26 protein-coding genes are annotated in these 26,014 nt (G+C 52.2%); 19 read left to right on the forward strand and 7 right to left on the reverse strand.

From position 1 onward, the window contains the following. Positions 1–30: 30 nt before the first annotated feature. Positions 31–939 carry a LysR family transcriptional regulator gene (locus LKH74_RS03705; RefSeq protein ID WP_135367076.1) on the reverse strand — a complete coding sequence of 303 codons (909 nt, stop codon included), beginning with the start codon at positions 937–939 and terminating at the stop codon, positions 31–33. Between the two features lie 456 nt (positions 940–1,395). On the opposite strand from LKH74_RS03705, the gene LKH74_RS03710 reads away from it, so the two are divergent. After that, positions 1,396–2,610: an aminotransferase-like domain-containing protein gene (locus LKH74_RS03710; RefSeq protein ID WP_287788241.1), complete on the forward strand. Its 1,215-nt coding sequence runs from the start codon at positions 1,396–1,398 to the stop codon at positions 2,608–2,610. A 52-nt stretch (positions 2,611–2,662) separates the two neighbouring features. Here the strand turns inward: LKH74_RS03710 and LKH74_RS03715 are convergent, their stop codons facing one another. From LKH74_RS03715 to LKH74_RS03725, 3 genes are all read right to left on the reverse strand, one after another. Next, entirely contained in the window at positions 2,663–2,950 is a 288-nt protein-coding gene (locus LKH74_RS03715; RefSeq protein WP_287788243.1) for a type II toxin-antitoxin system RelE/ParE family toxin, read from the reverse strand. Next, on the reverse strand, positions 2,940–3,233 hold the full coding sequence (locus tag LKH74_RS03720; RefSeq protein WP_287788244.1) for a type II toxin-antitoxin system RelB/DinJ family antitoxin: 294 nt from the start codon (positions 3,231–3,233) through the stop codon (positions 2,940–2,942). Before LKH74_RS03720 ends, LKH74_RS03715 begins: the two co-directional genes overlap by 11 nt. 206 nt (positions 3,234–3,439) lie before the next feature. After that, the gene (locus tag LKH74_RS03725) at positions 3,440–3,781 is read right to left on the reverse strand and encodes a DUF5776 domain-containing protein (protein ID WP_287788245.1); all 342 of its coding nucleotides are present in this window, start codon (positions 3,779–3,781) and stop codon (positions 3,440–3,442) included. A 308-nt stretch (positions 3,782–4,089) separates the two neighbouring features. On the opposite strand from LKH74_RS03725, the gene LKH74_RS03730 reads away from it, so the two are divergent. Next, on the forward strand, positions 4,090–4,782 hold the full coding sequence (locus LKH74_RS03730; protein ID WP_287788247.1) for a hypothetical protein: 693 nt from the start codon (positions 4,090–4,092) through the stop codon (positions 4,780–4,782). A gap of 545 nt (positions 4,783–5,327) precedes the next feature. Further along, entirely contained in the window at positions 5,328–6,632 is a 1,305-nt protein-coding gene (locus tag LKH74_RS03735; RefSeq protein ID WP_287788248.1) for a hypothetical protein, read from the forward strand. A gap of 71 nt (positions 6,633–6,703) precedes the next feature. Here the strand turns inward: LKH74_RS03735 and LKH74_RS03740 are convergent, their stop codons facing one another. Continuing rightward, positions 6,704–7,360, reverse strand: a complete 657-nt coding sequence (locus tag LKH74_RS03740; protein WP_287788249.1) for a hypothetical protein — start codon at positions 7,358–7,360, stop codon at positions 6,704–6,706. Between the two features lie 301 nt (positions 7,361–7,661). Between LKH74_RS03740 and LKH74_RS03745 the strand changes: the two genes are divergently transcribed. Continuing rightward, positions 7,662–8,441 carry a hypothetical protein gene (locus LKH74_RS03745; protein ID WP_287788250.1) on the forward strand — a complete coding sequence of 260 codons (780 nt, stop codon included), beginning with the start codon at positions 7,662–7,664 and terminating at the stop codon, positions 8,439–8,441. A 242-nt stretch (positions 8,442–8,683) separates the two neighbouring features. Then, positions 8,684–9,064 carry a MarR family winged helix-turn-helix transcriptional regulator gene (locus LKH74_RS03750; protein ID WP_135368566.1) on the forward strand — a complete coding sequence of 127 codons (381 nt, stop codon included), beginning with the start codon at positions 8,684–8,686 and terminating at the stop codon, positions 9,062–9,064. 358 nt (positions 9,065–9,422) lie between these two features. Here LKH74_RS03750 and LKH74_RS03755 read toward each other — a convergent pair whose 3' ends face one another. Further along, positions 9,423–9,680 (reverse strand): hypothetical protein, encoded by a 258-nt coding sequence (locus LKH74_RS03755; protein ID WP_135368565.1) that lies wholly within the window; start codon positions 9,678–9,680, stop codon positions 9,423–9,425. 123 nt (positions 9,681–9,803) lie between these two features. Further along, on the reverse strand, positions 9,804–10,400 hold the full coding sequence (locus LKH74_RS03760) for a hypothetical protein (protein ID WP_135368564.1): 597 nt from the start codon (positions 10,398–10,400) through the stop codon (positions 9,804–9,806). A gap of 501 nt (positions 10,401–10,901) precedes the next feature. On the opposite strand from LKH74_RS03760, the gene LKH74_RS03765 reads away from it, so the two are divergent. From LKH74_RS03765 to LKH74_RS03830, 14 genes are all read left to right on the forward strand, one after another. Next, positions 10,902–11,168, forward strand: coding sequence for a hypothetical protein (locus LKH74_RS03765; protein WP_287788252.1), 267 nt, complete (start codon positions 10,902–10,904; stop codon positions 11,166–11,168). 496 nt (positions 11,169–11,664) lie between these two features. Continuing rightward, the gene (locus LKH74_RS03770) at positions 11,665–12,309 is read left to right on the forward strand and encodes an SDR family oxidoreductase (protein ID WP_287788253.1); all 645 of its coding nucleotides are present in this window, start codon (positions 11,665–11,667) and stop codon (positions 12,307–12,309) included. A gap of 1,247 nt (positions 12,310–13,556) precedes the next feature. Further along, entirely contained in the window at positions 13,557–14,381 is an 825-nt protein-coding gene (locus LKH74_RS03775) for a phosphopentomutase (protein ID WP_287788254.1), read from the forward strand. A 286-nt stretch (positions 14,382–14,667) separates the two neighbouring features. Next, positions 14,668–15,927 carry a NupC/NupG family nucleoside CNT transporter gene (locus LKH74_RS03780; protein WP_135368560.1) on the forward strand — a complete coding sequence of 420 codons (1,260 nt, stop codon included), beginning with the start codon at positions 14,668–14,670 and terminating at the stop codon, positions 15,925–15,927. A 229-nt stretch (positions 15,928–16,156) separates the two neighbouring features. Continuing rightward, positions 16,157–17,470, forward strand: a complete 1,314-nt coding sequence (locus LKH74_RS03785; RefSeq protein ID WP_287788256.1) for an NCS2 family permease — start codon at positions 16,157–16,159, stop codon at positions 17,468–17,470. A gap of 82 nt (positions 17,471–17,552) precedes the next feature. Beyond that, complete coding sequence (gene rihC, locus LKH74_RS03790; protein ID WP_135368558.1) at positions 17,553–18,467, forward strand: ribonucleoside hydrolase RihC; 915 nt, start codon at positions 17,553–17,555, stop codon at positions 18,465–18,467. Positions 18,468–19,010: 543 nt separating this feature from the next. Continuing rightward, positions 19,011–19,892 carry a metallophosphoesterase family protein gene (locus LKH74_RS03795; RefSeq protein WP_287788257.1) on the forward strand — a complete coding sequence of 294 codons (882 nt, stop codon included), beginning with the start codon at positions 19,011–19,013 and terminating at the stop codon, positions 19,890–19,892. Between the two features lie 665 nt (positions 19,893–20,557). Further along, positions 20,558–21,286, forward strand: a complete 729-nt coding sequence (rsmG, locus tag LKH74_RS03800; RefSeq protein ID WP_287788258.1) for a 16S rRNA (guanine(527)-N(7))-methyltransferase RsmG — start codon at positions 20,558–20,560, stop codon at positions 21,284–21,286. A gap of 19 nt (positions 21,287–21,305) precedes the next feature. Continuing rightward, positions 21,306–22,139, forward strand: coding sequence for a nucleoid occlusion protein (gene noc / locus LKH74_RS03805; protein WP_135368555.1), 834 nt, complete (start codon positions 21,306–21,308; stop codon positions 22,137–22,139). Between the two features lie 14 nt (positions 22,140–22,153). Continuing rightward, complete coding sequence (locus LKH74_RS03810; protein ID WP_135368554.1) at positions 22,154–22,921, forward strand: ParA family protein; 768 nt, start codon at positions 22,154–22,156, stop codon at positions 22,919–22,921. Then, entirely contained in the window at positions 22,911–23,795 is an 885-nt protein-coding gene (locus tag LKH74_RS03815) for a ParB/RepB/Spo0J family partition protein (protein WP_135368553.1), read from the forward strand. Before LKH74_RS03810 ends, LKH74_RS03815 begins: the two co-directional genes overlap by 11 nt. A gap of 20 nt (positions 23,796–23,815) precedes the next feature. Then, positions 23,816–24,019: a DUF951 domain-containing protein gene (locus LKH74_RS03820; protein ID WP_011668841.1), complete on the forward strand. Its 204-nt coding sequence runs from the start codon at positions 23,816–23,818 to the stop codon at positions 24,017–24,019. A gap of 5 nt (positions 24,020–24,024) precedes the next feature. After that, positions 24,025–25,125, forward strand: a complete 1,101-nt coding sequence (gene ychF, locus LKH74_RS03825; protein WP_135368552.1) for a redox-regulated ATPase YchF — start codon at positions 24,025–24,027, stop codon at positions 25,123–25,125. A 17-nt stretch (positions 25,126–25,142) separates the two neighbouring features. Further along, positions 25,143–25,868, forward strand: coding sequence for a DUF1129 domain-containing protein (locus LKH74_RS03830; RefSeq protein ID WP_135368551.1), 726 nt, complete (start codon positions 25,143–25,145; stop codon positions 25,866–25,868). Positions 25,869–26,014 lie beyond the last annotated feature (146 nt).

Consider the following 26,014-nt stretch of genomic DNA (forward strand, 5'->3'; position numbering starts at 1 on the left):
GAACAACGTAAGACGGCCAGCCCAACCTAGCTACCCCACATGCGGATGTTCCAGCACCTTATCCGGATAGGCCTGGGCCACGTAGGCCGTGATGGCGTCGATCATCTTCGCCGTCGATGGCGCTTTGGCCTGCTCGGAGTTGACGACCAGACAAATCGTCCGGTAGAAGCGCGTGTCGAACGGGTAGACGTTGACGTTACCACTGACGCGTTCCAGGGCCAGTTCGGGTAAAATGCCCATGCCCATGCCGGCCTCGACCATGGCCAAGATGGACTGGTCGTCGATGGAAAAGCGCAGGGCGTTGGGCCGAATCTGGTAGTGGTCGAGGGCAGCCTTGGTGTCCTTGTCGTAGTCGCCGCGTTGGAGGATGAAATTTTGATCGACCAAGTCGGCGGCCGTGACTGTAGTCCGGTTGGCGGGGATGAAATCGGCTGGCGTGATGCAGTAGATCTCGTCTTTGACCAGTGGCAGGACCGTGAGCTTTTCGGCTACTGGCAACGCGGATAGTCCCAGGTCGAGTCGCCCGGTCTTGACCGCCGCGGCGATGTCACTGAAGCCGGCCTGTTCCAGGTTGATGGCAATCTGCGGATAGTCTTGCTTGAACTGGCGGATGATGGGTGGCAGCCAGGTGATGCAGACCGAGGAGAAGGCGCCCAGTCGCACGGACCCAGCGTTGAGGCCGTTAATGTTGGCGGCGGCCTGTTGGAGCCGGTCCTCGGCGTTGATGACGCCCTGAATCAGCGGGAGGACATTTTCCCCGTCCGGTGTCAGTTCCACGCCGGTCCGGTTGCGGATGAACAATGGAAAGCCCAGTTCCTTTTCCAGTTGGTTGACGGAGTGGCTGATGGCTGAGGGCGTGACGTTCAGCGTTTGGGCCGCTCGGTAAAAGGTTTGTTCTTGCACGATAGCTTGAAAGACGCGGTAAGCAAAAGGTAACATCGACGACACCCCCGAATTTAGTCAGATGAATGAGATTCAAGTAAATTGAAAATAGGTGAACACGCTTGTTCATTACCCGTATTTTAGCATAAGCGCGGGGCCAGGGGAACGGTCGACTGGTGGTTGGGGCGGTGAATTATCGGTGGGGCCACTGCGGTAAAGGGGGCACACCGGTGAGTCGAAACGCTGCGGGTCACGGGTTATCGCCCGCGCCAGTATGAATCCGCAGCGTGCGCAAAATTACCGTGAGGAGCGCAATGCCCGGCCCATTGATAACGCCCCCACCACCCTTGGTAAAGATGAATAACATTCACGTAATTTCCAGATAGTTGACCCAGCTTTTCGCGCACCGATATTCTATCATGAACGCAAGGTTAGCGGCAGGGGTTTGGCCCCGCCCACCAAAAATTTCGAGAAAGTTGCGGCAGCCGTGGCTGTCAGAAAGGTGTGATGACCATGTTGAAAGATTTGTTGGCGACCCGGGCGAACCCGGATGTGCCGTCTGCGTTGAGTGGCTTGTTTACCCAGGATGCGGATCCCAGCGCGATTTCCTTTGCGGCGGGGAGCCCGAACGAAAGTCTGTTTCCGGTGGCGGCGGTCCAGCGGGCCTTCAATACGGCGATTGCCAAGCAGGGCGCGCACCTGTTTCAGTACCAAAATCCCCAGGGCAACCCGGCGTTGCGGGCGAAGTTAGCGGCGCGAATCGGCAAATGGGGCCAGGTGACGACCACCGCCGAGCACGTGGTCTTAACGGTCGGCGGGCAACAGGCCATTGAGCTGGTCGCCAAGGCCCTGTTGAATCCGGGCGACGAGGTAGCCGTGGAGGTGCCGACCTACGTGGGCGCGCTGGCGGCCTTAGACCTCTATCAGCCGACATATTACGGGGTGGGCCTCCAATCGGATGGCATCGACTTAGATGCGCTGGAAACGACCTTAAAACGCCATCCTGGCATCAAGCTGTTGTACACGGTGCCAGACTTCCACAACCCGACCGGCATCACCATGAGCGTGGCCAAGCGCGAACAGCTAGTCGCCCTGGCCAACCGCTATGATTTCATTATCTTAGAGGACTCGCCATACCGGGACCTGGGCTACGAGCAAACGCCGCTGCCAGCCATCAAGAGCTTTGACACCGAGGGCCGCGTGGTCTTCATCTCCAGTTTGTCAAAAATCCTGATGCCCGCCTTACGGACCGGGTGGTTGGTGGCCGACGACACGCTGCTGGCCGCTATCATGAAGGTGCGGCTGGCCAGCGACCTGGAGGCAACTGGCGTGACTCATGCGGCCATCGACGCCTACCTGACGGCGAACGACCTGGACGCTCACGTCGACGTGCTCAAGGACCACTACCGCGTCCAGTGCGCGGCGATGGTGGCGGCGCTGGGCAAATACTTCCCGGATGAGGCGACGTTTACCACGCCCGCGGGCGGCTTCTTCGATTGGGTTACCTTGCCTAAAGACATCGACACCGGGGCCTTGCTGCGCGAACAAATCTCGCCGACGGCCCACGTCAGTTACGTGCCCGGCACCAACTTCTACCCGAACCGCGACGTCCACAATAGCCTGCGCCTGTGCTTCAGCGGCCTGACGCCCACGGTCATCGACGCCGGCATCCACCGGCTAGGCGACCAGGTCAAGGCCGCCGTGCATGAAGCGAAGCCCGTCGTGTAAAAATAAGGAGCACCGCGGCAGTGATTGTCGGGGTGCTCCATACATAGCGTAACTAGATATTCAGAACATCGTGATTGCCAGTCTGAATAAGGGTTAAGACGAGTTCATCTTCTTCAGTAATGTTGTAGATCATAATCCAGTTGTCATTCTTCCCTGTGGGATGTAATTCGCGAAATCCGGCCCAATTGTTGGTAAGCGCATGATCACGGAGTTGCTGGAGCTTAGTGGTGTCTTGTACGACAATGGCCTGCACAGCTGTCTTGATTAATGCAATCGGGTAATGTTTTTTCTGCATTTTTTTGTATTGGCGGCGAAAGAGCGGGGAGACTTTAATCTTCATGATCTAAATCCTGCCACAAATCGTCGAGACTATCATACGTTTTAAGTTGGTCTGAATGAACGATTTGGCGAGCCTCTTCTGGTGTGTATGAATCTTCATTTTCAAAGTTAGGACGAAAGGGGAGCCCTTTGTCGATAACACTTTGCTTTAAGAATAAAGTGACAGCAGTAGACATATCGAGGCCTAGATGATGATAGACCTGTTGTGCTTCTGTTTTTAAATCGCTATCGATACGAATATTTAGACGCTGAGACTTGCTGGGATTTTGAGATGACGTTTTCATACGTGACCCCTCCTTTGCATGTTAGTTTACCACGTTTATCCCGTTGGTAACAGAATTATGATTAAATATATCTTTTGTGAGTACATTGGGATGCCACAACTATTAGGGAAAATTGTGAGTCTATTGAGGGACTTTGCCCAACTGGCTGAGCACGGACCAAGTAAAAGGGCGCTCCAGAGAGACATTGGCGTGCCCTTTGCAGAACTTTATTTCTTAATGACGAGCGTCTTATTACCAGTGATGTAGTGGCCATTGGCTAAAATCAGCCGCGTGGTCAGGTGGTGTCTTTCAATGCCCTTGATCTTAAGGACGCTGCCGCGGCGGTAGTGTTGAGTGGCCCGCCCGGACAGATCGACGTGGCGGTAGGCGTTGATGCCCCGCGGACTGATCACGCGCACGGTCGTCGGCTGTTTCTGGTAGTAGGTCGGCGTCACGTAGGCATCCTTGGCGGTGATGTAGCCGCGTTGGCCGTCAGTCTTGGCGGTGCGAGTAACGTCGCGCACCTGGTAGCGTAACAGGCCGTTCTTAGAATGAGCGTAGCCGGTCACGACAAATTGCGGCCTCCTTGTGTCGCTAGTGTACCACGGTCGCCACCCTACCTGGGAAGATTTAGCCGCAGACTCTCTGAAACCACGATTGATTCAGCCGCCACACCTAGCAGCGGCATAACGATACCCGGCCACCATCACCCCAACACCAATCTATCCACCAGCAACACAATCCACCCACTAATAAGGAAAGAACCCGCCACAAAAAGTCCCGTCACCCAACCAACCGCCTCGCTCCAGCACCCCCAAACTACCAGGCACTGCCCAACGTGCTAGAGTAGTCCCAGTACCAGAAAGAAGGCAGCCACATGGCCCAAAACTTTGAAATCAGTCCGGATCCCTACGCATTCGGCATCTGGAACTACCGGGAATTGCCCTTGATCTACAGCCGGTATCGGCAGTACTGTTGCCTGAACTACCCGCGCGACTGCCAGGCCTTCGCCGCGTATGATACCTACTTTACGCGGATGCACTACGCTAGCGATGCGGTGCCCGTCCTCGACGATGACCGCCGCCGCGACTGGCCGCCCAGCGCCGCCAACAGCCTCTTCAGTGAGTGGGACCTCCCATATCTGCAGCAGACGGGGAAGGTGACCAGCAAAACGGAACCGCAGATCATTCAGTACCGCGTTTGGCACCTGACCATTTGGGACTACTGGTTGACCCTGCAGCCGGAAAATGACACCTGGGAAGACGCCGAGAACACGGACTTCATGGTGGGGGATGCCGACGCCTTGCCCTTGCCGGAGGTGGCCAATCGCATGTCGGCGTACCTGGCGTGGCTGCAGCACCAAGACCAGCCGTTCCCCAACTACGACAACTTCCTGTACTGGTACTGCCAAGCCAGCGTCTTCATGATGTTGACGGGGTGGCAGTACCAGTTGCGAGATCACACGCCGGCGACCTTCGCCAAGTTTCTGTCCCGGCAACAGGCCACCTTCATCGACCACGTCCGCACCTACCTCAGCGTCGTGAACACCGATGTGAAAATCTGGAAATGAGCGCACGCAAAAAGGCCGACGAATAAAATTTCGCCGGCCTTTACCTTAAAGAAGTTAGTCGTTTCCGTTCTCCGCGGAAGCGATCACTTTAAGGTAACAATTTCCTGTTGCCAAAAAGCATCACCCCCTTTCATTTGATGCCTCGAGTATGGACCCCCGGCCACGAGAATGCAAGGATTGTGTCTTGACCCAACGAACCGGCCATTGATGAAGCCCCCAACCTTAATCGCGCATTAATCTTTACCACTTCTAAACAGTTTAAATCGACCTTAAGTCAGCCATAACCTTGTGGTTGAGCTGTTCACAGTAAATTTTTTCATGTGACAAAAACATTACAGAAGACCGTTTATTGTTTCAATCCAACGACAAAAAGGGCATAATCCTTGTTTCTCCGCAACTAACAGGCTATACTAATAGTCGTAGTTAGGGGATAGCTAAACGAGTTAGCGAACTTAAGAAATAAAATTCTTAACAAAAGCGCTAACTTCGGTTATACTATTCTTGCTTGATAAATTACATATTTTATGTTTGGAGGAAGAAATACTATGCAATCAAGTTTAAAGAAATCTCTTTACTTGGGTCTCGCTGCATTAAGCTTTGTCTCAGTTGCTGCCGTTTCAACTAACGCATCAGCTAAGTCATATGCCAAGGCTGGCGCTTACACCACGTTAAAGGCTGATCCTACTGAACGTAACGTCGAAGCAACTGGTACTAACGCTTTATACACTAAGCCAGGTACTGTTAAGGGTGCTAAGATTGTTGCTTCAAAGAAGACCATGACTACTTTGGCAACTTCCAAGAAGTCAGCTAACTACTTCCGTGCTTACGGCCAAAAGGTTACTAACCGTGGTTCTGTTTACTACCGTGTTGTAACGATGGACGGTAAGTACCGTGGTTACGTTTACGGTGGTAAGACTGAAGGCACTTTCGCTGCTGGCGTTAAGAAGGCCGACACTACTGTTGACAAGACGGCTACTGACTCAATGGTTGGTAAGACTGTTTACTTCGCTAACCCTGGTACTAAGAATGTTACTTGGACTGCTCCTAAGTACACTCAATACAAGGCTTCTAAGCAAATCAAAGACACTTCTGCTTACGCTAGCGATGTTTTGACGGTTACCGACGCCGTTAAGAAGACCCGCGAAGGTTCCGTTTACTACTACGTCAAGGACGCTAAGAACCCTGCCATCAGTGGCTGGATCTACGCTAAGGCTGTTACCCCAGCTAAGAGCGACACTGCCAAGGCTGAAAACGGGATTACGTTCAACTTCGTAAACAAGGCCAATGGTGCGCAAGTTTCTTCAGCTGTTTATGAATTCCCTACAGGGGACACGCTTACGTCAGCTCAAGCTTACACGCAGGCCAAGGCTTTGGTGCCAGCTGGTTACACGATTGCCGGTTCTGACGCAGCTTCTGCCTTCGGTACGACGACGGCCAACTACGCTAAGAAGTCAACGGAAACGGTTTACGTTACCGAAAACAATGCGATTACGTTGGGCACAACGCTGAAGGTTTACAATGCTGATATGACTGAAGCACAATCCTCATTAGCATTCCCAGCTGATGTTGTTGCTAAGATCCAAGCAGACACCTTCTTTAAGCAAGCCAATGGCTTAACTGCGAAGGCAAGTGATATTGAAACTCACTTGAAGGCCGATGGCGCTGGTGAATTCACTGTTGTTACCGACACTAAGAATAATACTGACGGTACCTTTGTTGCTTACAAGTTCACGCTTCAAAGTGCCACTGATGGTGTCTTCGGTGGAAACAAAGCCACTATCTACTACACAGCTGAAAAGGGTTCAGTTACTTCAACTACGACGACTGGTACGTTCACCCCAGCCAACTAGTCAACAACTAACCTAAGTGAAACGAAAATCCTCGTCCAATCCGGGCGGGGATTTTTTGCGCACAAAAACATCTAGCAACCGGGCAACCGCAACTGCACCGGCAGACTCTTCTTGCAGAGATCCAAGTGTTGGCAAATGGCTGTGTACAGGTCGTCTGCGTGAAGGAATGGCGTCAAATCGTCACATTCTAGTCGGTACCCCAACAGCTGCTTGACCTCGGGCGTTACGGCGAGCTGGGCGGCTTCCATTTGCCAATAGGCCATCGGAGAAACGCGGTAGTAGAGGGCCGAGACCAAGATGGGGCACCATTCGATCCGTTGGCGGACGCACCTCAAAATATCGGCGTAGCTGTGCTTAGCTGCTGGGTCGCTCATCTGAATGACCGATTCAGTGGCGGCTGTAGTGGCGCTGTCGGGCCAGCTCATCATGCGTTGGCGCAAACGAGTGGCTAATTCGTGATCACGAGCACGGGCAATTTGGGCAATGGCAGCTGCGAGGTGGGGGGCCTGACGCAAGTTCCCCACGGTTTGTTCGCTCAGTTCGTAAGCTTGGCAAATCAACGCCAACAATTCATCGTTGGGCCGCGTAATGTGGTCGCGTTCCAGCTCGGTCAAATACCAGGCCGGAACATCCGCGTCACACAAGACTTCCGCGGCCGTTGCGCCGTCTGCGAGAATGCAGCGGATCTGCGTTAAAACCGTGCCCAAACTGTGCCGTGTTGTCATCATCGACTACCTCCTTTTCTCATCTTTGCCCAGTATACCAACCTTTTATGGCACCTAAGTGAAAGATTCGTGAGAATATCCGAATAAATTCGATATTAAAATAATTATAGTTCGACTTATACAGAAATAATAATTGTCCCCCACAACGGGTTATTGGGATTTTAATTGCGGTATAACAGTATTTATAGAAAAATCCGGCCAATGCATCTTTCTTGCTATTATTCGTGTTTTGTGAGAATCTATAGCCGGGTCAAGGGAAACCCAGATAGTATCGCCGTTGAAATAACTCTTGGGTGAACAGATGATGGAAGCGTCTTATTTAGAGGGGTTAACCGACCAGTGGCGACTACAAGCCCGGGCAACGGCAACGGTTGATTTTACTAAGTTGCGCCCCGCCGACGTGACCCGCGTGGTCAACGAGCGGCCGTGGGACCTGGATTGGTCTGCGGTCTTGTTCATTAAGAACTTCCGCACACCGCATCAGCTGGCGGACACCGTCGTTTGGACTAAAAGCGAGGGCTTCTTCCGGACGTCTGCGTCAGCCAACAAGTTGTTGACGAAGCTTTGCACCCTGAGTGCCGTCAATTGGTCTGACCTGGACTTGGAATTAGAGCGCTGTCGGTTGAGTGGGCCCACGCCATTTGTCGATGGGAACCTGCAGTTGATCACCACGGAACGACCGGCGAGCGCCAACAATACTAGCTGGGTCAATGGTCAGCACATCAAGCACATTGTTGCGGGCCCGCGGCGGGGAACCGTCCGTGTGTTGATTGACGACGGCGTGTCGTTGATCTTTCGGGATACACCGCCCCGGTTACAGAAGAAACTTCATGAAGCGCGGGAACTGCAGGGCTTTCAGCAGCGCTTGTGGCAGTTTATGCAAGCGAAGCATGACGGCAAAGACCTGCGTGAATCGAGCTTCGGACGTGATGTGCGGGAGTTCGCCGACTACCGGGACCTGATGCTTTGCTGGCAAGTGGTCCGCAAGGCGAACATCCCAATGGGATTGGCAGAGATCGAAGCTATTTTACGCGATCTCGCTCAGAGAGACGCCCATCCGTGGCATTTGACCGACGACCGCTGAAACGACTGTTATGACGGGGAGTGACAGGGGTTCATGACATGCAAATACAATCAAATTTATAATGAATTTTAGCTAAGATGTAATTTGTTTATAATATAGTCAGTCATTTATGCTAGTATAGTTAGAAGAGATGCGTTAGGGGTCAACCTTTTTGGCCACTAACGAATTATTTCGAACGAGGACTATGTTAGGGCTTGCCAGTGGAGCATAAGCCGCTGGCAGTCACGAGGAGGAAGAGAGTCATGATCGAAGCGCACAAATTAGCTGAGGACGTGCAGCGCATCCATCAATTGAATTCGTTGTTACGACCGTTCATCAAACGACCAAGCAGCGGGGATGCCCTCACGTTTGAACAGTATCGGATTTTACATGAGTTAGTCACGGAAAAGGTCAGCACCAGTGAGTTGTCCCGCCGGTTAAACGTTGGCCAGTCGATGGTATCGATTCAAATCAGCCGCTTGTTAAATGGCGGTTACATTCAGGACGAGACCTTGCCGACTGATCGGCGGTATCACGTGTTCCAAGTTACGGCGCGGGGCCGGAAGATTGAGGAGCACGTGAATGAATCCTTGGCGGCCGAACTGCCAGTCTTAATGGGGCAGCTGGCTGAGATTTTGAAGTAAGCTTGAGAAGGGATGGGAACGTTTTAGCACCCATTCCTTTTTTAGCGGCCAATGGCTAAGCCTCTTAGTGAGTGATTGGCTGATTCATTTGGCAGTTAAAATGAAAATCCTTGGCGGCAAGCGCGGGGCATGGTATTCTGGGCAAACCGAGCCTAGGATAAACCCTCCCAGGCTCGGTTCCTTCACCTTTACGCAGCTGAAACGTGCGCCAAAAGACAGCCGGTTCCGCTTAAAACTGATAACCAAACAATTCCAGACCAGGATTCTTCGGGTATCAGCCTTAATGTTCGCCGGCTAATCGCCTTTTTTCCCACTCCCAAACAAAAAAGACCGGGATCAGTCCCAGTCTTCACCGTATTTATTCAGCTGCTTCTAATTCTTCAGCCGGTTCCTTGAGCGGCTTGCCCGCTGCGTCGACCAATTGTAATTCGCTCAGCCGAATCACAACGAGGTCGCCGAAGGAATCGATTTTGTCAGTTTCCTTCTTGGAGAGTTGGTCAGGTTCAACCTTCACCAGTGCGGAATGTTCGTAGATCTTGGTAATCGTACCGTAGAAAGCGTCGGAAAAGAGTTCCGTTTTTTCGCAAAATACGCGATTGTCTTCATGTAAAGCCATTGGCGTCGTCCCCCATAAAAGTAATTTATAACAGAGTAAGGGTTGGATGACTAAAAGTCAAGAACTTTCCGACAAAACGATGGGATTTGCGCAAATACTGGGGGAAACCCTTAGGTGACTTGCCTAACCGCGGCGCAAATGGTCGATCTTGGATTGGGTAGCAAAGTTTTGCAACAGTTCGCCTTGCTTAGCGACCTGCGCGGCAAAGTCGGTCAAGAAGTTCAGTTCCAAATCACTGAGGGGGCGTTGTCGTTCGGCGGCAGCCAACAAGTCATCGATAGCTTGGCTCAGGTGTTGATTGGTAGTCACGACCTGGGCGAACGCTGGGGTACCAGCGAGGCCGGGGGCCGGTTGACTAAACCGGGCCGTCGTTGGGGCCACCGTCACGGCAGGGCTGGCCGCCGTAGCGGGGGTCGCAGCAACTGAGGATGTGGCGGCTGAATCCGTTTCGCCAGCATCAAAATAATAATAAACCTCGCGCGGCTTCACAGCGGCCTTCTTGATGCGTTCGTCAATCGACGGTGCGGCCGAGATGGCGCCCATGACCACGGACGACTTGTAGCCGAGGTCGCCCAGCATTTGCCGTAGCTTAACGGCCCGAATCCCCCGGATCCCCGGGAATTTCTCCGCTGACACCACCTCTGCTTGCTGGTCATCTTGCAGCCACGCGATAATTTGCTGCCGAATCTTAGCAGCCTGACTATTTTTCGTATTTGCCATTTCAGAGCCTCCATCTGCCCATCGTTGGGATTAATCATTAAACGACGTTGTTATTAATCATTGAAGCATTTTAAGCCAGGACTGGCAAGGGTGCGACCGAAATTAGCCGTGATTATTGACTGATTTTTGGCTAATTATTAGCATATTCATACCGGCTGATTCTGGTGATACAAGCCGAAACCGCCCACCCAACACCCGTCGCCAGGATATTTCGCAGGAAGCTAATCTTTTCAAGGTAAGTATGGTACAATCAAGATACATAGAGGAATTATCTGGTGATACCAAGCTGGACGTGGTTTGGCCAGGCTAACATCACTGTGCGCATGGCGGTTGATCATTGGTTTAACGACCGTGGTTGTCGAAATAAGTCGCGGCGGGTTTCCAAAATCTTTGATTGAGCGAATGTCGATATCGAGGGAGGGGACGCGGTGGCGGCTCTTCCTTTTTGTTTGTCATCCTTGCGGCAGCTGAAGTTCTAATCAATATAGGAGTGAACACATTTTGCATATCTTTAGAGATGAAAACGGAATTCGGCTGATTGTTTCTCATCAGCTGGGCGTTTACGCCGTTCGTTTCGCTGACTACGCCCCTGAACAAGAATTCGTGAACTATGAATTAAAGCGCGATCGGCATGGCCGTTATCATCTGACCATTAAGAACACGAACTTAACTGAATTAGACCAACCAGTTTTCAAGAAAGAACTGGTCTTCGGCGACTTGGGCGACAGCCTGACGCCCATCAACGGTGTTACGTTGATGTTGATCTAAGCGTCTATCAGTTAGCGAAAATAAACGCAATCTGCGAGACTATGGCGGCTGGCCATGGTCTTTTTTTGTGGGCTTTTTTCAGTAACTGGGGTGTGAGTTATCGGCTAACACTGGCTGTGCTCACTTAAATTGGCTGAAAGCAAACAGGTTGCGACACTGCGGCATCACAGTAGTGCGAGTTAGACTGTTGATTTTTGGCCCCGCGCTAACGTAAGCCGAGAGTGGAGCGAAACTAGGCTCAGCCGGGGAATTTGCCAGTGGGTTTTGCTGGCAAATTGGTGACTTTGAGACAGTGGTTTTCTGGCTCAAAGCGAGGCCGAGACCGCTTCTCAGGCTCGGTCCGGTCCGCCCACCGCGTTCCAGGCCATATTTAGCGAACGGCAAGGCGGCCAGCTAAACCAATGTTGTCAGAAAAAGTTCAAGCCCTTTGACTTGCTAAATGTAACTATGAGTATTACAGTATAACCGTAAACAAAAATGAAAAGGGGTTCTTCAGATGACGAATGTATTAGTTTTAGGTGCGAACGGAAAGATTGCTAGACTGGCCACGACCCAATTGCTGGCCGACCAGAACAACCACCTCACGCTATTTCTGCGCAACAGTCAGCGCTTAGCGGATGCCGCCAGTGACCGGGTCGAGGTGGTCGACGGCGACGCGGCCAACGAAGCCGACTTGACCGCTGCCATGGCGGGCATCGACGTGGTTTACGCTAACCTAGCCGGTAGCAACATCGAAGACGAGGCTAAGGCCGTGGTGGCAGCCATGGACGCCAGTGGGCTGAAGCGCTTGATCTGGATTTCCACGCTGGGCATTTACGACGAGGTACCGGGCGCATTTGGCCAGTGGAATCACCAGATGTTAGACGGCGGCTACCTGCAGACGTACGCGGCGGCAGCCAAGGTCATCGAGGACTCCGACCTGGACTACACCATCGTGCGGCCCGCTTGGCTCTCCAACAAAAATGAAGTGGCCTACGAGACGACGCAAAAAGGCGAACCGTTCAAGGGCACCGAGGTTTCACGCAAGAGTATCGCGGCATTAGTTGCCAAATTGGTAGCGGCCCCAACGAAGGCTATCCGCGAATCCTTAGGCGTTAACAAGCCCAACACGGACGGCGACAAACCCGCTTGGGTCAAGTAACCAGTGCATCATTGAAAAATTGCGATTCAAAAAAGGTGCAATCCACGTCATTTCGCGGTATAACTAAAGTGTGCGTTGAGAAGAGCTCCGCACGACCGTGTAACATTTTAAATTAGGAATCAATTTGCTAAGCTCATTCTGTGAAACTTTTCCTCCAAACAAGAACCCATAGATTTTGCCGGGAATTGATTCATACGTTGCGGAAATACTGTTGGCTGCGGTCAACAGTATTTTTTTCGGCTAATTTGTTCGGAAATGAACAAAAAATCGGGTGTTTCTGTTGCAAACGCTTACAGCCTATGATAATATGATGGTGCGGAAAGGAATTAAGAGTTGTGATGTTCCAGATGCTTTAAGTACCAAGTTCCAAGAAACCGATTTCCGTTTTGACGTGAGTCAGGTTTTAAGAATTAGCTCCAAGATACTGAAAGATAGATGACAACTCCGGTAAACCTTCTAACGAACTCTGGCAGATCCAGGTTTTGGTTTCACGAATGTTCCACTGAAAATTGAATAGGGTTTGAAACTTAATGCTTGTAAGTTAAGCGTAGATGTTTGAAGACTTGTAAACAGTTCCAGGTAGTAGCTAGAGCTCGGATGTTACGGCAACAAGGGTCATGCAAGGATTTCAAGAAGAATCGTTAAAGCGTGTCTTGTGTTAGTAATGAGGGAATTAAGTTCCACTGGTAAGACGTTGAAACGGCAGCCAGAAACTAATCCAAAAATTGATTTGATTGGCTGCGGCCGCTCGACGAGAATTTTAGTTATGAGGCGATCAAGAATTACAATGATTACGAAACGGAAATTTAGTAATCACAACCTCCTTTCCGAGAGTTAGCGGACTTCAAGTGATTGATTAACACCCAACTTGAAGCCCGTTTTTTATGCTTTAAAGCTCGGGAAGTTCGGTTACCTCAGATTTTACGGTTTTAGTTATACAGATATCACTTGGCAACTTAGTGTCGCCCTCCACATAGAGGCGGGCGGCGTAGCTTCTTTTTGTTCTTTGAAAATTAGGGAAAATGTTAAAGGTAAATCCTTTTAGCAAAAACAGCCGGTCGTTCGGTTAGCCCCCGAATAGACCGGTTCCCGTGAGTAATTAAGTGTCATAATGTTCGGAAATAGCCTTTATACGATTTTCTTAAATCGACCATTTACAGGGCGCTTGGGAAAAGGTATATTATTACTAGACCGAAAAAATCCTTGGGGGACTTCTGACCAAGGGTTGACCTAAGGAGTGAGAAACAGTGGCCTTTCATCGCATATTCGTGATTGATTTTGCCGGCTTGGGATTGGGGGAAGCCCCCGACGCAAACCGCTTTCAATCGGTCGACGCTGACACGCTAGGCCACGTCGCGGTTAGTTGGACGGGTAAACTAAACCTCCCAACATTACAACGGCTGGGACTCGGAAATATTCGGGTTGACCACCAACTTGTCGGCATCGCACCCGTTGATCATCCGGTCGGCTTCTTTGGCCGCCTGCACGTGCAGGCTCAAGGAAATCGCCGGGCCACGGGGCTCCGCGAGATGTGGGATTATGCCGGGGTCAACAGCACGCAGACCGTCTTTACGACGTTGCCCTTAGCTGGGTACGCCGTGACATTGGCAGGGCCATTTCAAAGCTACCTGCAAACGCAAAGCGCGGCCCAACGCCACCAGGTTGGCAGCAACCAAGATGCGTTTCGCATTCTCTTTGAACAGCTGAACCAAAAGGCGTCCGGACTCACCTACGTGATGTTACCGGACTTCCGGTTCGCTGGCGAGCAGCAGGATAGCCAGGCCTTTGGTGAAGCGCTGATGGCCGCTGACAAGTACTTGGCCCAGTTCCAACATGACTTGGAAGCCAACGACTTGTTGCTGATCACGGCGACGCACGCCGATGATCCGGCTAGCGACACCACCCCGACCCGCGAGTACTTGCCCCTGTTGGCGTACTCGCCGTCGCGGCCCAGTGTTCACGCGCTGGGGATTCGGCGGACGCTTGCCGACGTGGGCGCCACAGTCCTAGAGAATTTCGGTTTGGCTAGTCACACGGCCGGACATAGTTTTTTAAATGAGATTACGCAATAAAAATTCAAATCGCACGAACCTTGAAGGGAGGTGAGGGGGTACCAAGCTCCGCTGCACAACAGTTGGGTTGCAAAGGTCAGTTAGGCATCACAGTATCAGATATTATTCACCGTTAATTTCACCATTTAATGGTCCCTAACTGAAATCCAGCTGTTGTGACGGGAGTTATCGTTCGTTCGTAACAGAAGTTATGCGTTACATAATTTCTGCAGCCACATCGTGTCAACTTTTGTATGGCAAACGTCCATACATCAAAGAATAATATCGGAAAGAGGTATTTTGACCAATGCTAGTCGCAGTCAATATTTTAGGGGTAATTGTTTACCTCGCAATCGCATTCCTGTTCTCCAAGAACAAGAAAAAAATCAACTGGAAGTCCACTGGGATCGTGTTAGTGCTTAACTTGGTTCTGGCTTGGTTCTTCACGAGTTTCTCCATCGGGCAAGACATCGTTAAGGGTGCTGCCGATGGGTTCAACTGGTTAGTCCAAGTGGCCTACCAAGGGATTGTCTTCGCCTTACCTAACTGGGTTACCCCAGAATTCGGTGGGACGGCCAAGTCAATGAACTTCGTTACCAGTTCATTGCTGCCAATCTTATTAGTTGTGCCAATGTTCGATATCTTGACTTACATCGGGGTATTGCCTTGGATCATCAAGTGGGTTGGGCGTGGCCTTTCCTACATCACCGGTCAACCTAAGTTCGAATCTTTCTTCTCTGTTGAAATGATGTTCTTAGGGAACACTGAAGCCTTAGCCGTTTCTCAATTACAATTAAAGAGCATGCGTAAGGAACGTAACTTGACCCTTGCCATGATGTCCATGTCATGTATCACTGCCTCCATTCTGGGTGCATATACCCAAATGGTTCCAGGTCAATTTGTTTTGACGGCCGTTCCAATTAACATCTTGAACGCCATCATTGTTACCAACATGTTGAACCCTGTTGAAGTGGCCCCAGAAGAAGATACCATCGCCAAAATCGGTGGGTCCAACACTGCTGCCGCTGAAGAAGGCGACGTTGAAGACGATGGCAAGAAGGAAGCCTTCTTCTCCTTCTTGGGTGACTCTATCTTGGGTGCCGGTCGTCTGATCTTGATCATTGCCGCTAACGTTATCGCTTTCGTTGCCTTAGCTGCCTTGATCGATAAGTTGCTTGGTTTATTCAACCCATGGTTATCCTTGGAACACATCTTAGGGATCATCATGTTCCCATTTGCATGGTTAATGGGTCTGAACGTCTCAGACGCCTTCCAATTCGCCCAATACATGGGGACTAAGTTGGTTACGAACGAATTCGTTGTTATGGGTAAGATTGCTTCAACCATTAACACGGGTGCCTTCTCCGATCACTACCGGGCCATCTTAACTGTCTTCTTGACTTCATTCGCTAACTTCTCAACTACTGGGATGATTATCGGTTGTTTCAAGGGGATCGTTGACCGTGAAAACAACGAACTTATTTCTAAGAACGTTGGTTACATGTTACTTTCCGGGATCCTGGTTTCCTTGCTATCAGCCGGAATTGTTGGTCTGTTCGTTTGGTAAAAAAATAACGCCTCATCACGTATGGGGCTGACGCGATAGCCCGGGGGCTTCTGTTCCTGGGCTATCTGTGTCACTTACGACTGACGGGAATCAACCTGGCCAGTCCGAAACGGGTGCCGACCTCTCCTAATCGGGGAGTGAAACCCAGCCGGGTGCGTGAGACCATCCGGTTGCAAAGCCCGGGAAGTCTGTATGTCGCGAACTGACGTACCGAAAGATAGGGATTTTTATGAGTAAGCAACAATCGCAGGTTGATATCGCCAATGACTTAACGTTACGCGAAGCCCTGCGGCATAAGGATGTCGTCCGCAACGAACTGATTGCTGGTGTGACTGGCTTTTTCGCCATCTCGTACATCATCATTGTTAACCCGCTGATTTTAAAGGATGCGGGCATTCCGACCGACCTCAGCGTCTTTGCCACCATCTTCTCGTCGGTGATTGGGTGTCTGATCATGGGCCTGTGGGCCAACGCACCAGTCATCCTCACCCCGGGGATGGGGGTCAACGCCTTCTTCACGTACACAATTGTCGTGAACATGGGGTTGAGTTGGCAAGAAGCTTTAGGGATCGCTGCGGTCGCTAGTTTCATTTACATGTTAATCGCCTTCACCAAGATCTCCACGATTCTCTCCGAAGCCATACCAGATTCGCTGAAGAGTGGGATCACCGCCGGCATTGGGCTCTTCTTGGTCGAAATCGGCCTGGAAAAGGCGGGCCTGATCGTGGCCGGGAAGTCCTCGTTGATTGTGTTGGGGGATTTGACCAAACCCACGCCGTTACTGGCTTTGTTTGGCCTGGTCCTCAGCCTCATCTTGTACATTCGCAAGATCAAAGGGAACTTCTTTATCGCCATCATCGCCACCAGCCTGCTGGCCTTCTTCTGCGGTGTGAAAGACGCTGACACCCCAACTGTTGATTTGGCGCGGTTAGGGCAGTACCACAAAATCGTCTTCCAAAACGACTTCAGTCACTGGCTGAGCACGCCCTTTATCCTAGCGGCCTTCTCGATGACCATGATTCTGGTCTTCGAATCCATGGGCCTGCTGCAAGGGTTGTTGCCCAACCACAAGAAGTTCAAGAAGACGTTCGAGGGCAGTTCCGTGACGACTTTCCTGTCCAGTTTCTTGGGCACGAGTCCGACCGTGGCTGCCGCCGAAAGTGCTTCCGGCATTGAGAGTGGGGGCCGGACCGGGATCATGGCATTGACTGCCGCCGTCCTGTTCGCGATGTCCCTCATCTTCGTGCCCCTGTTGGCCTACGTGCCGTCCGCTGCCATTGCGCCCGTGATCATTATCACTGGGGCGTTGATGATGGCAGCCATCGGCGGCATCAAGATGGCCGACTTTTCTGAATGGTTCCCAGCCTTTCTGATCATTGTGCTGATTCCGTTCACCAACAGTATCTCCACTGGGTTAGCCTTTGGTTTCGTGTGCTACCCAGTTATGAAATTGGCGTTAGGAAAGGGCAAAGAACTTTCCTGGCCCGTCTACTTGTTAGGCGTGTTATTCTTGCTAGACCTCATCTTCAGTGCAATGCTCTAGCAAAATGTCACAGTGAGTTTTACTGGCGGCGGGTCCGCCCCGCGGCTAAACGAAAACGAATTCATTTAGGAGGATATTTATCATGACAATTAAAATTCTTATGGATACTGACCCAGGTATTGACGATGCAGCGGCCTTGACCATGGCCATCAACGACCCGAAGATCGACTTGAAGCTGATCACGACGGTTGCTGGTAACGTGACGGTTGACAAGACCACCATCAACGCCTTGAAGATCGTGCGTTTCTTCAACCAAGATATTCCAGTCGCAGCCGGTGCTGAACAACCATTGTTCAAGGACTTTGAAGATGCCGCTCGGATTCACGGGGCTTCCGGGATGCCAGGTTACGAATTCCCAACCGACTTACCAAAGCCATTACACAAGACGGCCGTTGAAGCCTTACATGATGAAATCATGGCTAGTCCAGACCCAATCACCTTGGTGCCAACCGGTTCATACACCAACATTGCGCTGCTCTTCTCCGAATACCCAGAAGTGAAGAGCCACATCGACCGGATCGTTGCCATGGGTGGTGCCCTGGGCAAAGGGAACATGACCAGTGCCGCCGAATTTAACGTCTTCACCGACCCAGACGCTGCCGCAATCGTTTACAAGTCAGGGATTCCGATTGTCATGGTTGGTTTGGACATCACCATGAAGGCCCTCTTGACCCACGAAAGCATCGAAGAACTGCCAAAGATCAGCGAAACTGGGAAGATGCTGCATGACATCATCGTCAACGATGGTGACAACAGTGACAAGGGGATTGCCATGCATGATGTGAACACCATCTTCTACCTCTTGCACCCAGAAGCTATCAAGACCGAAGATATGTGGATCGACGTCGTTACCGATGGCCCAGCTATTGGGGAAACGGTCGGCGACATCCGCGGGGCTTACCACGATGGCAAGACCAACGCTAAGGTATCTACGGATATCGACGCTGAAGCCTTCAACAAGTGGTTCCTCGAAGAAGTTCGTGCCATTAAGAACTAGTTTGTAAAATTGAAGAGACGCCCGCCGTTTGGTTGGGGGGTCTCTTTTCTTTTGGCCAAAATTGCGGGAATTGGCCGCCTACAGCTCGCCCAATAGGGGTTGGAACGCGGTGGGCTCAGGCGCATGAAAAATTTTACACAAATGTGTAGGTATTCCATACAGAAACGATACATCACTCTGGTATGCTGAAGAAAATCAGGGAAAGAGGATGATTGCATGTCTGCCATGGATACGGATACACTGCTCCTATTGATTGTCACGTGGCTACCGATGCTGTACTTTGTCCGGAAACCCAAGCGGCCTTAATTGATTCATTCGCTAAAATACCACGGAAGCCGACCCCTTACCGTGGTATTTTTTCGGTCAGTAAACCAATGGCTGACTTTGCTCAGCAGTGGCGAAAATTTTACAAGATGTTGACAGGTCCGACATCAAACATTTACATCAATCCGGTATGCTAGACCTAACTTAGTGATAGTCGGGGACTGTTACCGGGTGGTGTCCCGGTGGTTGCGACTTACTTTTGATGGGGGCCACGGGGGTATGAATAAATTCACAATCGTTCATTTATCTGATCCACAATTATCGGCAGGGCGGGAGCCGCAGTACCATCAGCAATTACCGCCTGCCGTGAAATTACAGCGTATTTTTGACGACGTGTTAGACCGGCAGATTGAACCGGACCTGATCGTGATTAGCGGGGACTTGCTCACGGACGGGACCAGCCAGGACTATACACAGCTGCGCCAATACTTGCAGCAGCAGGGAGCCCGACTTCACGCGCCAATTCAGGTGATTCTCGGCGACCAGGACGACCGGGAAGCCTTTAACGTCGGCTACTTAGAAGAACCGCACCAACCGTACTATGCTTATAAGCAGGTCTACCAGAACATGGACTTTTACTTCCTGGATTCCAAGTGGGAGGCCCACAAGGAGGCCGGGTGGCTAGACCGCAAGCAACTGGACTGGTTGAATAAAAATCTGCACCTCGCCCCACGACGCCGGGCCTTCTTATTCCTTCACCATCCGCTGGACGCACCGGCACTGCGAGGGATGCGCTACGCCTTGTTGCAAAATAACCGGGAACTGCTGGCCATTTTACACGGGCACAACATCGGCGGCATCTTCACGGGCCACCTCCACTTCGGGGCCAGCTACCTGGTCGATACCACGATTCCGGTGACGACGGTGGCCTCGGCGTCGACCTACATCGACTGCCAAGACCCGCACCACCACGAGGTCCACGACGCGACCAGCTATAACGTCATCACGATTCAGCGGGGGATGGCCAGCGTCACCAACCACCCCCTGTTGCTGGGCCAACCGGTGATCGACACGATCACGGTCGGCAACACGGGCTTCGCCAAGCACCGTCCGCGGCTGAGTCCTCAGCGCCGAACCAGCAATGGGTTACCTTTAATCTAAACCAAAAACCAGACACGCCTCAACGTGAGTTCAACGAGGACGTGTCTGTTTTACTGTCTGCCGAGATAGCCGCTGTGTTAGAGGTTCATGCCAGCCCTGGTTGTCTCCGATGAGTCAGCATGAATTAGTGATAATTGATTGTCCATATTCTAATTAGCAATTGCGGTGGTTTTAGATTCCACGAACCAGTTGCGAGATGGGGGCTTTAACTAACAATTAGATAAACCGCTCACCTATCAACCACAGAAATGGCTACCATCCGTCGCGGCAGTGTTGACTGGGCTGAAAGTTGCCTGTTGGCGCACGTTTCGGCTGTGAGGCCATTTGAGACGTGGACTTCGGCTCAAAGCAAGCTCCGAGACCGCTCCATCAGGCTTGGGGCGGTCCTTCCCCAGCGTTCCAGCCCAGAGTTTCACGTAACGGTAAGGCGGCCAGCCCAATCCCCAGCAGCCACCAAAAACCAGCTTATCACCCCGCCAACAATCCCGGAATGTTTCCCGATAGACGTTTCATGTGACGGCGATTTTCGGTATAATAGGAAACGACGCTAGGGCGAGGGGCAATTGGGCGTATCAGTTCGGTTGCGTTTCGTCCGTAAGTAAGGTAAAGTATACTCAAACGTGAAACAATTGTGTTTCACAAAGAACTGAACAGGGAGATATTGCATGAATCCTGAAGAATTTCGTGCCGCGCTGTCGGCGCAAGGCATCGAATTAAACGCAACACAGCAGCAACAATTTGCTGACTACTATCAGTTCTTGGTTGCCACGAACGAACACGTGAATTTAACGACCATTACGGCGGAGCCCGAAGTCTACCTGAAACATTTTTACGACTCGTTGACCCCCGCTTTTTACGTGCCCGCAATGCGGACGGCACCGCTCACGTTGTGTGACGTGGGGGCCGGGGCTGGTTTCCCGTCATTGCCGTTGAAGATCGTCTTCCCGCAGCTTCAGGTGACCATCGTGGATTCCCTGAACAAGCGGATCACGTTTTTAAATGAGCTGGCAGCCAAGTTGAATTTGACCGGCGTGGCGTTCCATCACGCCCGGGCCGAGGAATTTGGCAACAAACGGGCCGAGTGCCGTGAGGGCTTTGATTTGGTCACGGCTCGTGCGGTGGCCCGGATGTCCGTTCTCAGTGAACTGTGCCTGCCACTAGTTAAGGTCGGTGGCCAGTTCGTCGCCTTGAAGGCAGCTCAAACGGCTAACGAGTTGGCCGTCAGTCAAACGGCCATCACGACACTGGGTGGTCAGGTGAACGCCGATTACGCGTTCAACCTGCCGCAGTCCAATGACCCGCGCCACATCGTGGTCATCGACAAGGTCAAGCACACGCCGAAGCGTTATCCACGGAAGGCCGGGACACCCAACCGGGAACCGTTAGAAGATTAATGGGATGGGGGTAAGATAATTGCCATTTTCATTATTTGGAAATAACCGGGAGAAGGCCACACGTCCGGCCCATCCCGTGAAGCAAAACGTGGTGATGATTCCGGTCGCCCAGATCATTCCGAACCGGTTCCAACCACGGCAACGGTTTGACCAAACGGCGATTGCCGAGTTGGCCCAGACGATTCAAGAACACGGCCTCCTGCAGCCCATCGTGTTGCGGGAGTACGAGGCCGATCACTACGAGATCATCGCGGGTGAGCGGCGGTTCCGGGCCGTTTCCAGTCTCAAATGGGACACCGTGCCCGCCATCTTAGAGAAGATGGATGACGACGAAACGGCTTCCATGGCGCTGATCGAAAACCTCCAACGTGAGGAATTGTCGGCCGTGGAAGAAGCCCACGCCTACCAGAAGTTGATGGACCTCAATCACTTGACGCAGGCCCAATTGGCGGAAGGAATTGGCAAGAGCCAAGGGTTCGTGGCCAACAAGCTGCGGCTGTTGAAATTGGCTGAACCTGTGCGGACGGCCATTTTGAACCGCCAGATTTCGGAACGGCACGGGCGCGCGTTGTTGGCCTTGGCCGATGCGGATCAAGTGACCATGCTGCAAACGGTGCTCGCTGACCAGCTGACCGTCAAAGAGACCGAAGCGCTGATTGCCAAGCACCAGCGGCCGAAGAAACGACGGCGCAAGGTCACCAAACACAGCGTGTCCGGCGATACCCGCGTGGCCGTCAACACCATTCGTCAATCGGTGAAGATGGTCAGCGATGCCGGGATGACGCTCACCACCAAAGAAGAAGAAACCGCGGACGGTTACCGCATTATTATTGATATTCCCAAAGAAAGCTAGAGGTGAAACGACATATGGGTTACATTATTGCATTAGCCAATCAGAAGGGTGGCGTGGGTAAGACCACGACCGGCGTGAACCTGGGCGCGGCGTTAGCGACCGATGGCAAGCAGGTCTTGTTAGTCGACACCGATGCGCAGGGTAACGCGACGAGTGGCGTCGGTGTCCAAAAGGCGACCATCGACCAAGAGATCTATGATGTGTTGGTCAACGAAACGCCGATTCAAGATGCCATTTTACACACCGAACACCCGGGCTTAGATATCGTGCCGGCGACCATTCAGCTTTCTGGGGCCGAAATCGAGTTGACCCCGATGATGGCCCGCGAGACGCGCTTGAAGGCCGCCTTGGACGAGGTCCGGGACCAATACGATTACATTTTGATCGATTGCCCGCCGTCGTTAGGGTTGCTGACCATCAACGCGTTCACGGCCGCCGATTCCATTTTGATTCCCGTACAGAGCGAATACTATGCGCTGGAAGGGTTGACGCAGCTATTGAACACGGTCAAGTTGGTGCAAAAGCACTTCAACCGTGACCTGAAGATCGAAGGGGTCCTCTTGACCCTGTACGATGCCCGGACCAATCTGGGGAAGCAGGTCAATGAAGAAGTGAAGAAGTATTTCCAAAACAAGGTCTACGCCACGATTATTCCGCGCAACGTTCAGTTAGCGGAGGCCCCGAGTCACGGGATGCCAATCATTGATTACGCGCCGAAATCCAAAGGTGCGGAAGTTTACTCTGAACTCGCAAAGGAAGTGCTAGCTGCCCATGGCAAGTAAGAAAGAGAAAAGTTTAGGACGGGGAATTGACGCGCTGTTTGCGGAAAATGGCGTGGATACCGCCGAAGAAACCGTCGTTGATCTGACGTTGGCTGACATTCGGCCCAACCCGTATCAGCCACGGCAGAAGTTCGACAAGAAGGGCCTCGATGATTTGGCCGCGTCGATTGAAAAGACCGGCGTGTTCCAACCCATCATCGTCCGGCAACCCGATAAGAAGATGGAACGCTACGAGATCTTGGCGGGCGAACGGCGCTTCCGGGCGTCCAAATTGGCCGGCAAGACCACGATTCCGGGTATCATTCGCGATGTGACCGAAGAACAGATGATGGAGATCGCGGTGTTGGAAAACCTCCAACGCGAAGACCTGACCCCACTGGAAGAAGCCGAAGCCTACGACACCTTGATGACCAAGCTCACCTTGACGCAGGCCCAAGTCTCCGAACGGTTGGGGAAGAGTCGGCCGTACATCGCCAACTACCTGCGTTTGCTCGGGCTACCCAAGGCCGTCAAAGACATGTTGCAGCACAACGAGCTGTCGATGGGCCAGGCCCGGACGTTGCTGTCCTTGAAGGATAAGACCAAATTGGTGGCCTTAGCCAAGAAGGCAGTTGCCGAGGGAATGACGGTGCGGACCGTCGAAGCCGAGGTCAACAAGCTCAACGGCGCGGCCAAGAAGTCAGCCAAGAAGCCGGCCAAAAAGAAGTCGCCATTCTTACGTTCGACGGAAAACCAACTCCAAGAACGCTTTGGCACGCAGGTCTCCATCAACGAGACGGCCAACAAGGACCATCAAGGCCACATCGAAATCGAGTACCTGTCCAACGATGATTTGAACCGCATTTTAGACCTGTTAGACATCCACTTGGATTAGCCAACATTGGAGGGAACGCCATGTATGATTTAGGTGATTTGGTCGAAATGAAAAAGCCCCATCCTTGCGGTACCAACCGCTGGGAAATTACCCGGATGGGCGCGGATATTAAAATTAAGTGTACCAATTGCGGCCACGTGGTCATGCTATCACGCCGCGAATTTGAGAAGAAGCTAAAAAAGGTGCTGGTCAAGGCCGACGCCAATAATGGAAAGAGTGAATAATTGTTATGTCATTAACTGCAGGGATCGTTGGGCTACCAAACGTTGGGAAGTCCACGTTATTTAACGCGATTACGAAGGCTGGGGCCGAAATGGCCAACTACCCATTCGCCACGATCGACCCGAACGTCGGTATGGTGGAAGTCCCAGACAGCCGGTTAGACCGCATTCAAGAACTAATTCCAGCCAAAAAAGTGGTACCGACGACGTTTGAATTTACCGATATCGCCGGGATCGTCAAGGGTGCCAGCAAGGGTGAAGGTCTCGGGAACCAATTCCTCGAAAACATTCGCCAAGTGGACGCCATCGTGCACGTCGTTCGGGCCTTTGACGACGACAACATCACCCACGTCTCCGGGAAGATCGACCCCATCGATGATATCGAAACCATCAACCTGGAACTCGGTCTGTCCGATTTAGCCGCCGTTGACAAGCGTTTAGCCAAGGTCGAACGCGCAGCCAAGGGCAGCGACAAGGAAGCCAAGGCCGAATTGGCCGTCTTACAAAAAATCAAGCCCGTCCTCGAAGCCGGTGGAGCCGTGCGGACGATTGCCTTTGACGAAGACGAAATGAAGATCGTGAAGGGCTTGTTCCTCCTGACCTCCAAGCCCGTCTTGTACGTGGCCAACATCGCCGAAGACGACATGGCCGATCCCGAAGACTCCAAGTACTTTGGCGTCATCAAGGACTACGCCGCTAAGGAAGGCGCCGAAGCCATTGCCGTGGCCGCCGAAGCCGAAGAAGAAATCGCCCAATTGGACGATGACGAAAAGCAAGACTTCCTGGAAGCTGAAGGGGTCGAGGAACCAGGGTTGAATCGCTTGATCCGGGCCTCATACCACCTCTTGGGCCTGCAGACGTTCTTCACGGCCGGGGGCAAGGAAACCCGCGCCTGGACATTTAAGACCGGCACCAAGGCACCCCAAGCCGCTGGAATCATCCATTCCGATTTCGAACGCGGCTTTATCCGGGCCGAAGTCATGGCTTTTGATGATTTAGACCAATACAAGACTGAAGCGGCCGTGAAGGAAGCCGGCAAGCTGCGGGTCGAAGGGAAAGACTACGTGATGGAAGACGGCGACATCGTCGAATTCCGGTTCAACGTTTAGAAGGGAAACAACGATAAATGAGTGATAACAAGCAAACGCCGCGAAATGCGGGTGTTCACCAGGACCGCAACAACGTGGCTTCCAGTGAACGGGCAGCCTTCGACAATGTCGGGCTGACCAAACGTAACGCGGACTACATGTTCCGCTTTAACAGGGCGCTCGACAAGACCAAGTTGGCGCCAGAAAAGAAGGCCAAGGCCGTCCAAGACATGGTCAACGAACTGGTCGACGGCCAAAAGAGTGGGAAGACGGCCAAGAACCTCTACGGTGACATCGACGCGCGCGTCAAGTACGTGGTCGAAGGACCCGTGACCGATGCGCCCGTCATTGGCGGCCCCAACTACTGGCCTAACATGATCTACAACGCGCTGACGTTCTTTATGATCTTCAACTTGATGTTTGGGATCATGTACCTCTTTAGTCCCAAATTGATGACCAGCAGTCAACCCGTGGGGATCACGGCCATCACCATCAGTGCCTTGGTCGCTGGGTTTATCCTGCCGATCATGCCACGGCTGTTCGATCCGAAGGTCAAGCATAAATATAACGGGTGGATTCGGGCCCTGTTCGTTTTGCTCGGGTTCCTGGTCTGGATGATCCTGTTCTACGCAGCCCAAATGTTGCCGAGCGTCATCAACCCAGTCCTGATGCCATGGCCAAGCATCATCCTCGGCGTCGTATCGATCGCCCTGATGTTCTGGTTACGGCGGACCTACAAGATCCGCGGTGGCTTCTTCGGGTAAACTGCTAGGTTGCTGACGAGATTGATTGGGCTGGCCGCCTGCCGTTGCGCACCAGATACGCTGGAACGCGGTGGGCGGACGGGTCGAGCCAAAAGGCGGTCTCGACACCTCGCTTTGAGCCGAAGCCCACGTCTCAAAGTCGCCAT

Source organism: Levilactobacillus sp. (genome assembly GCF_022646225.1).
Lineage (GTDB): Bacteria > Bacillota > Bacilli > Lactobacillales > Lactobacillaceae > Levilactobacillus > Levilactobacillus suantsaiihabitans.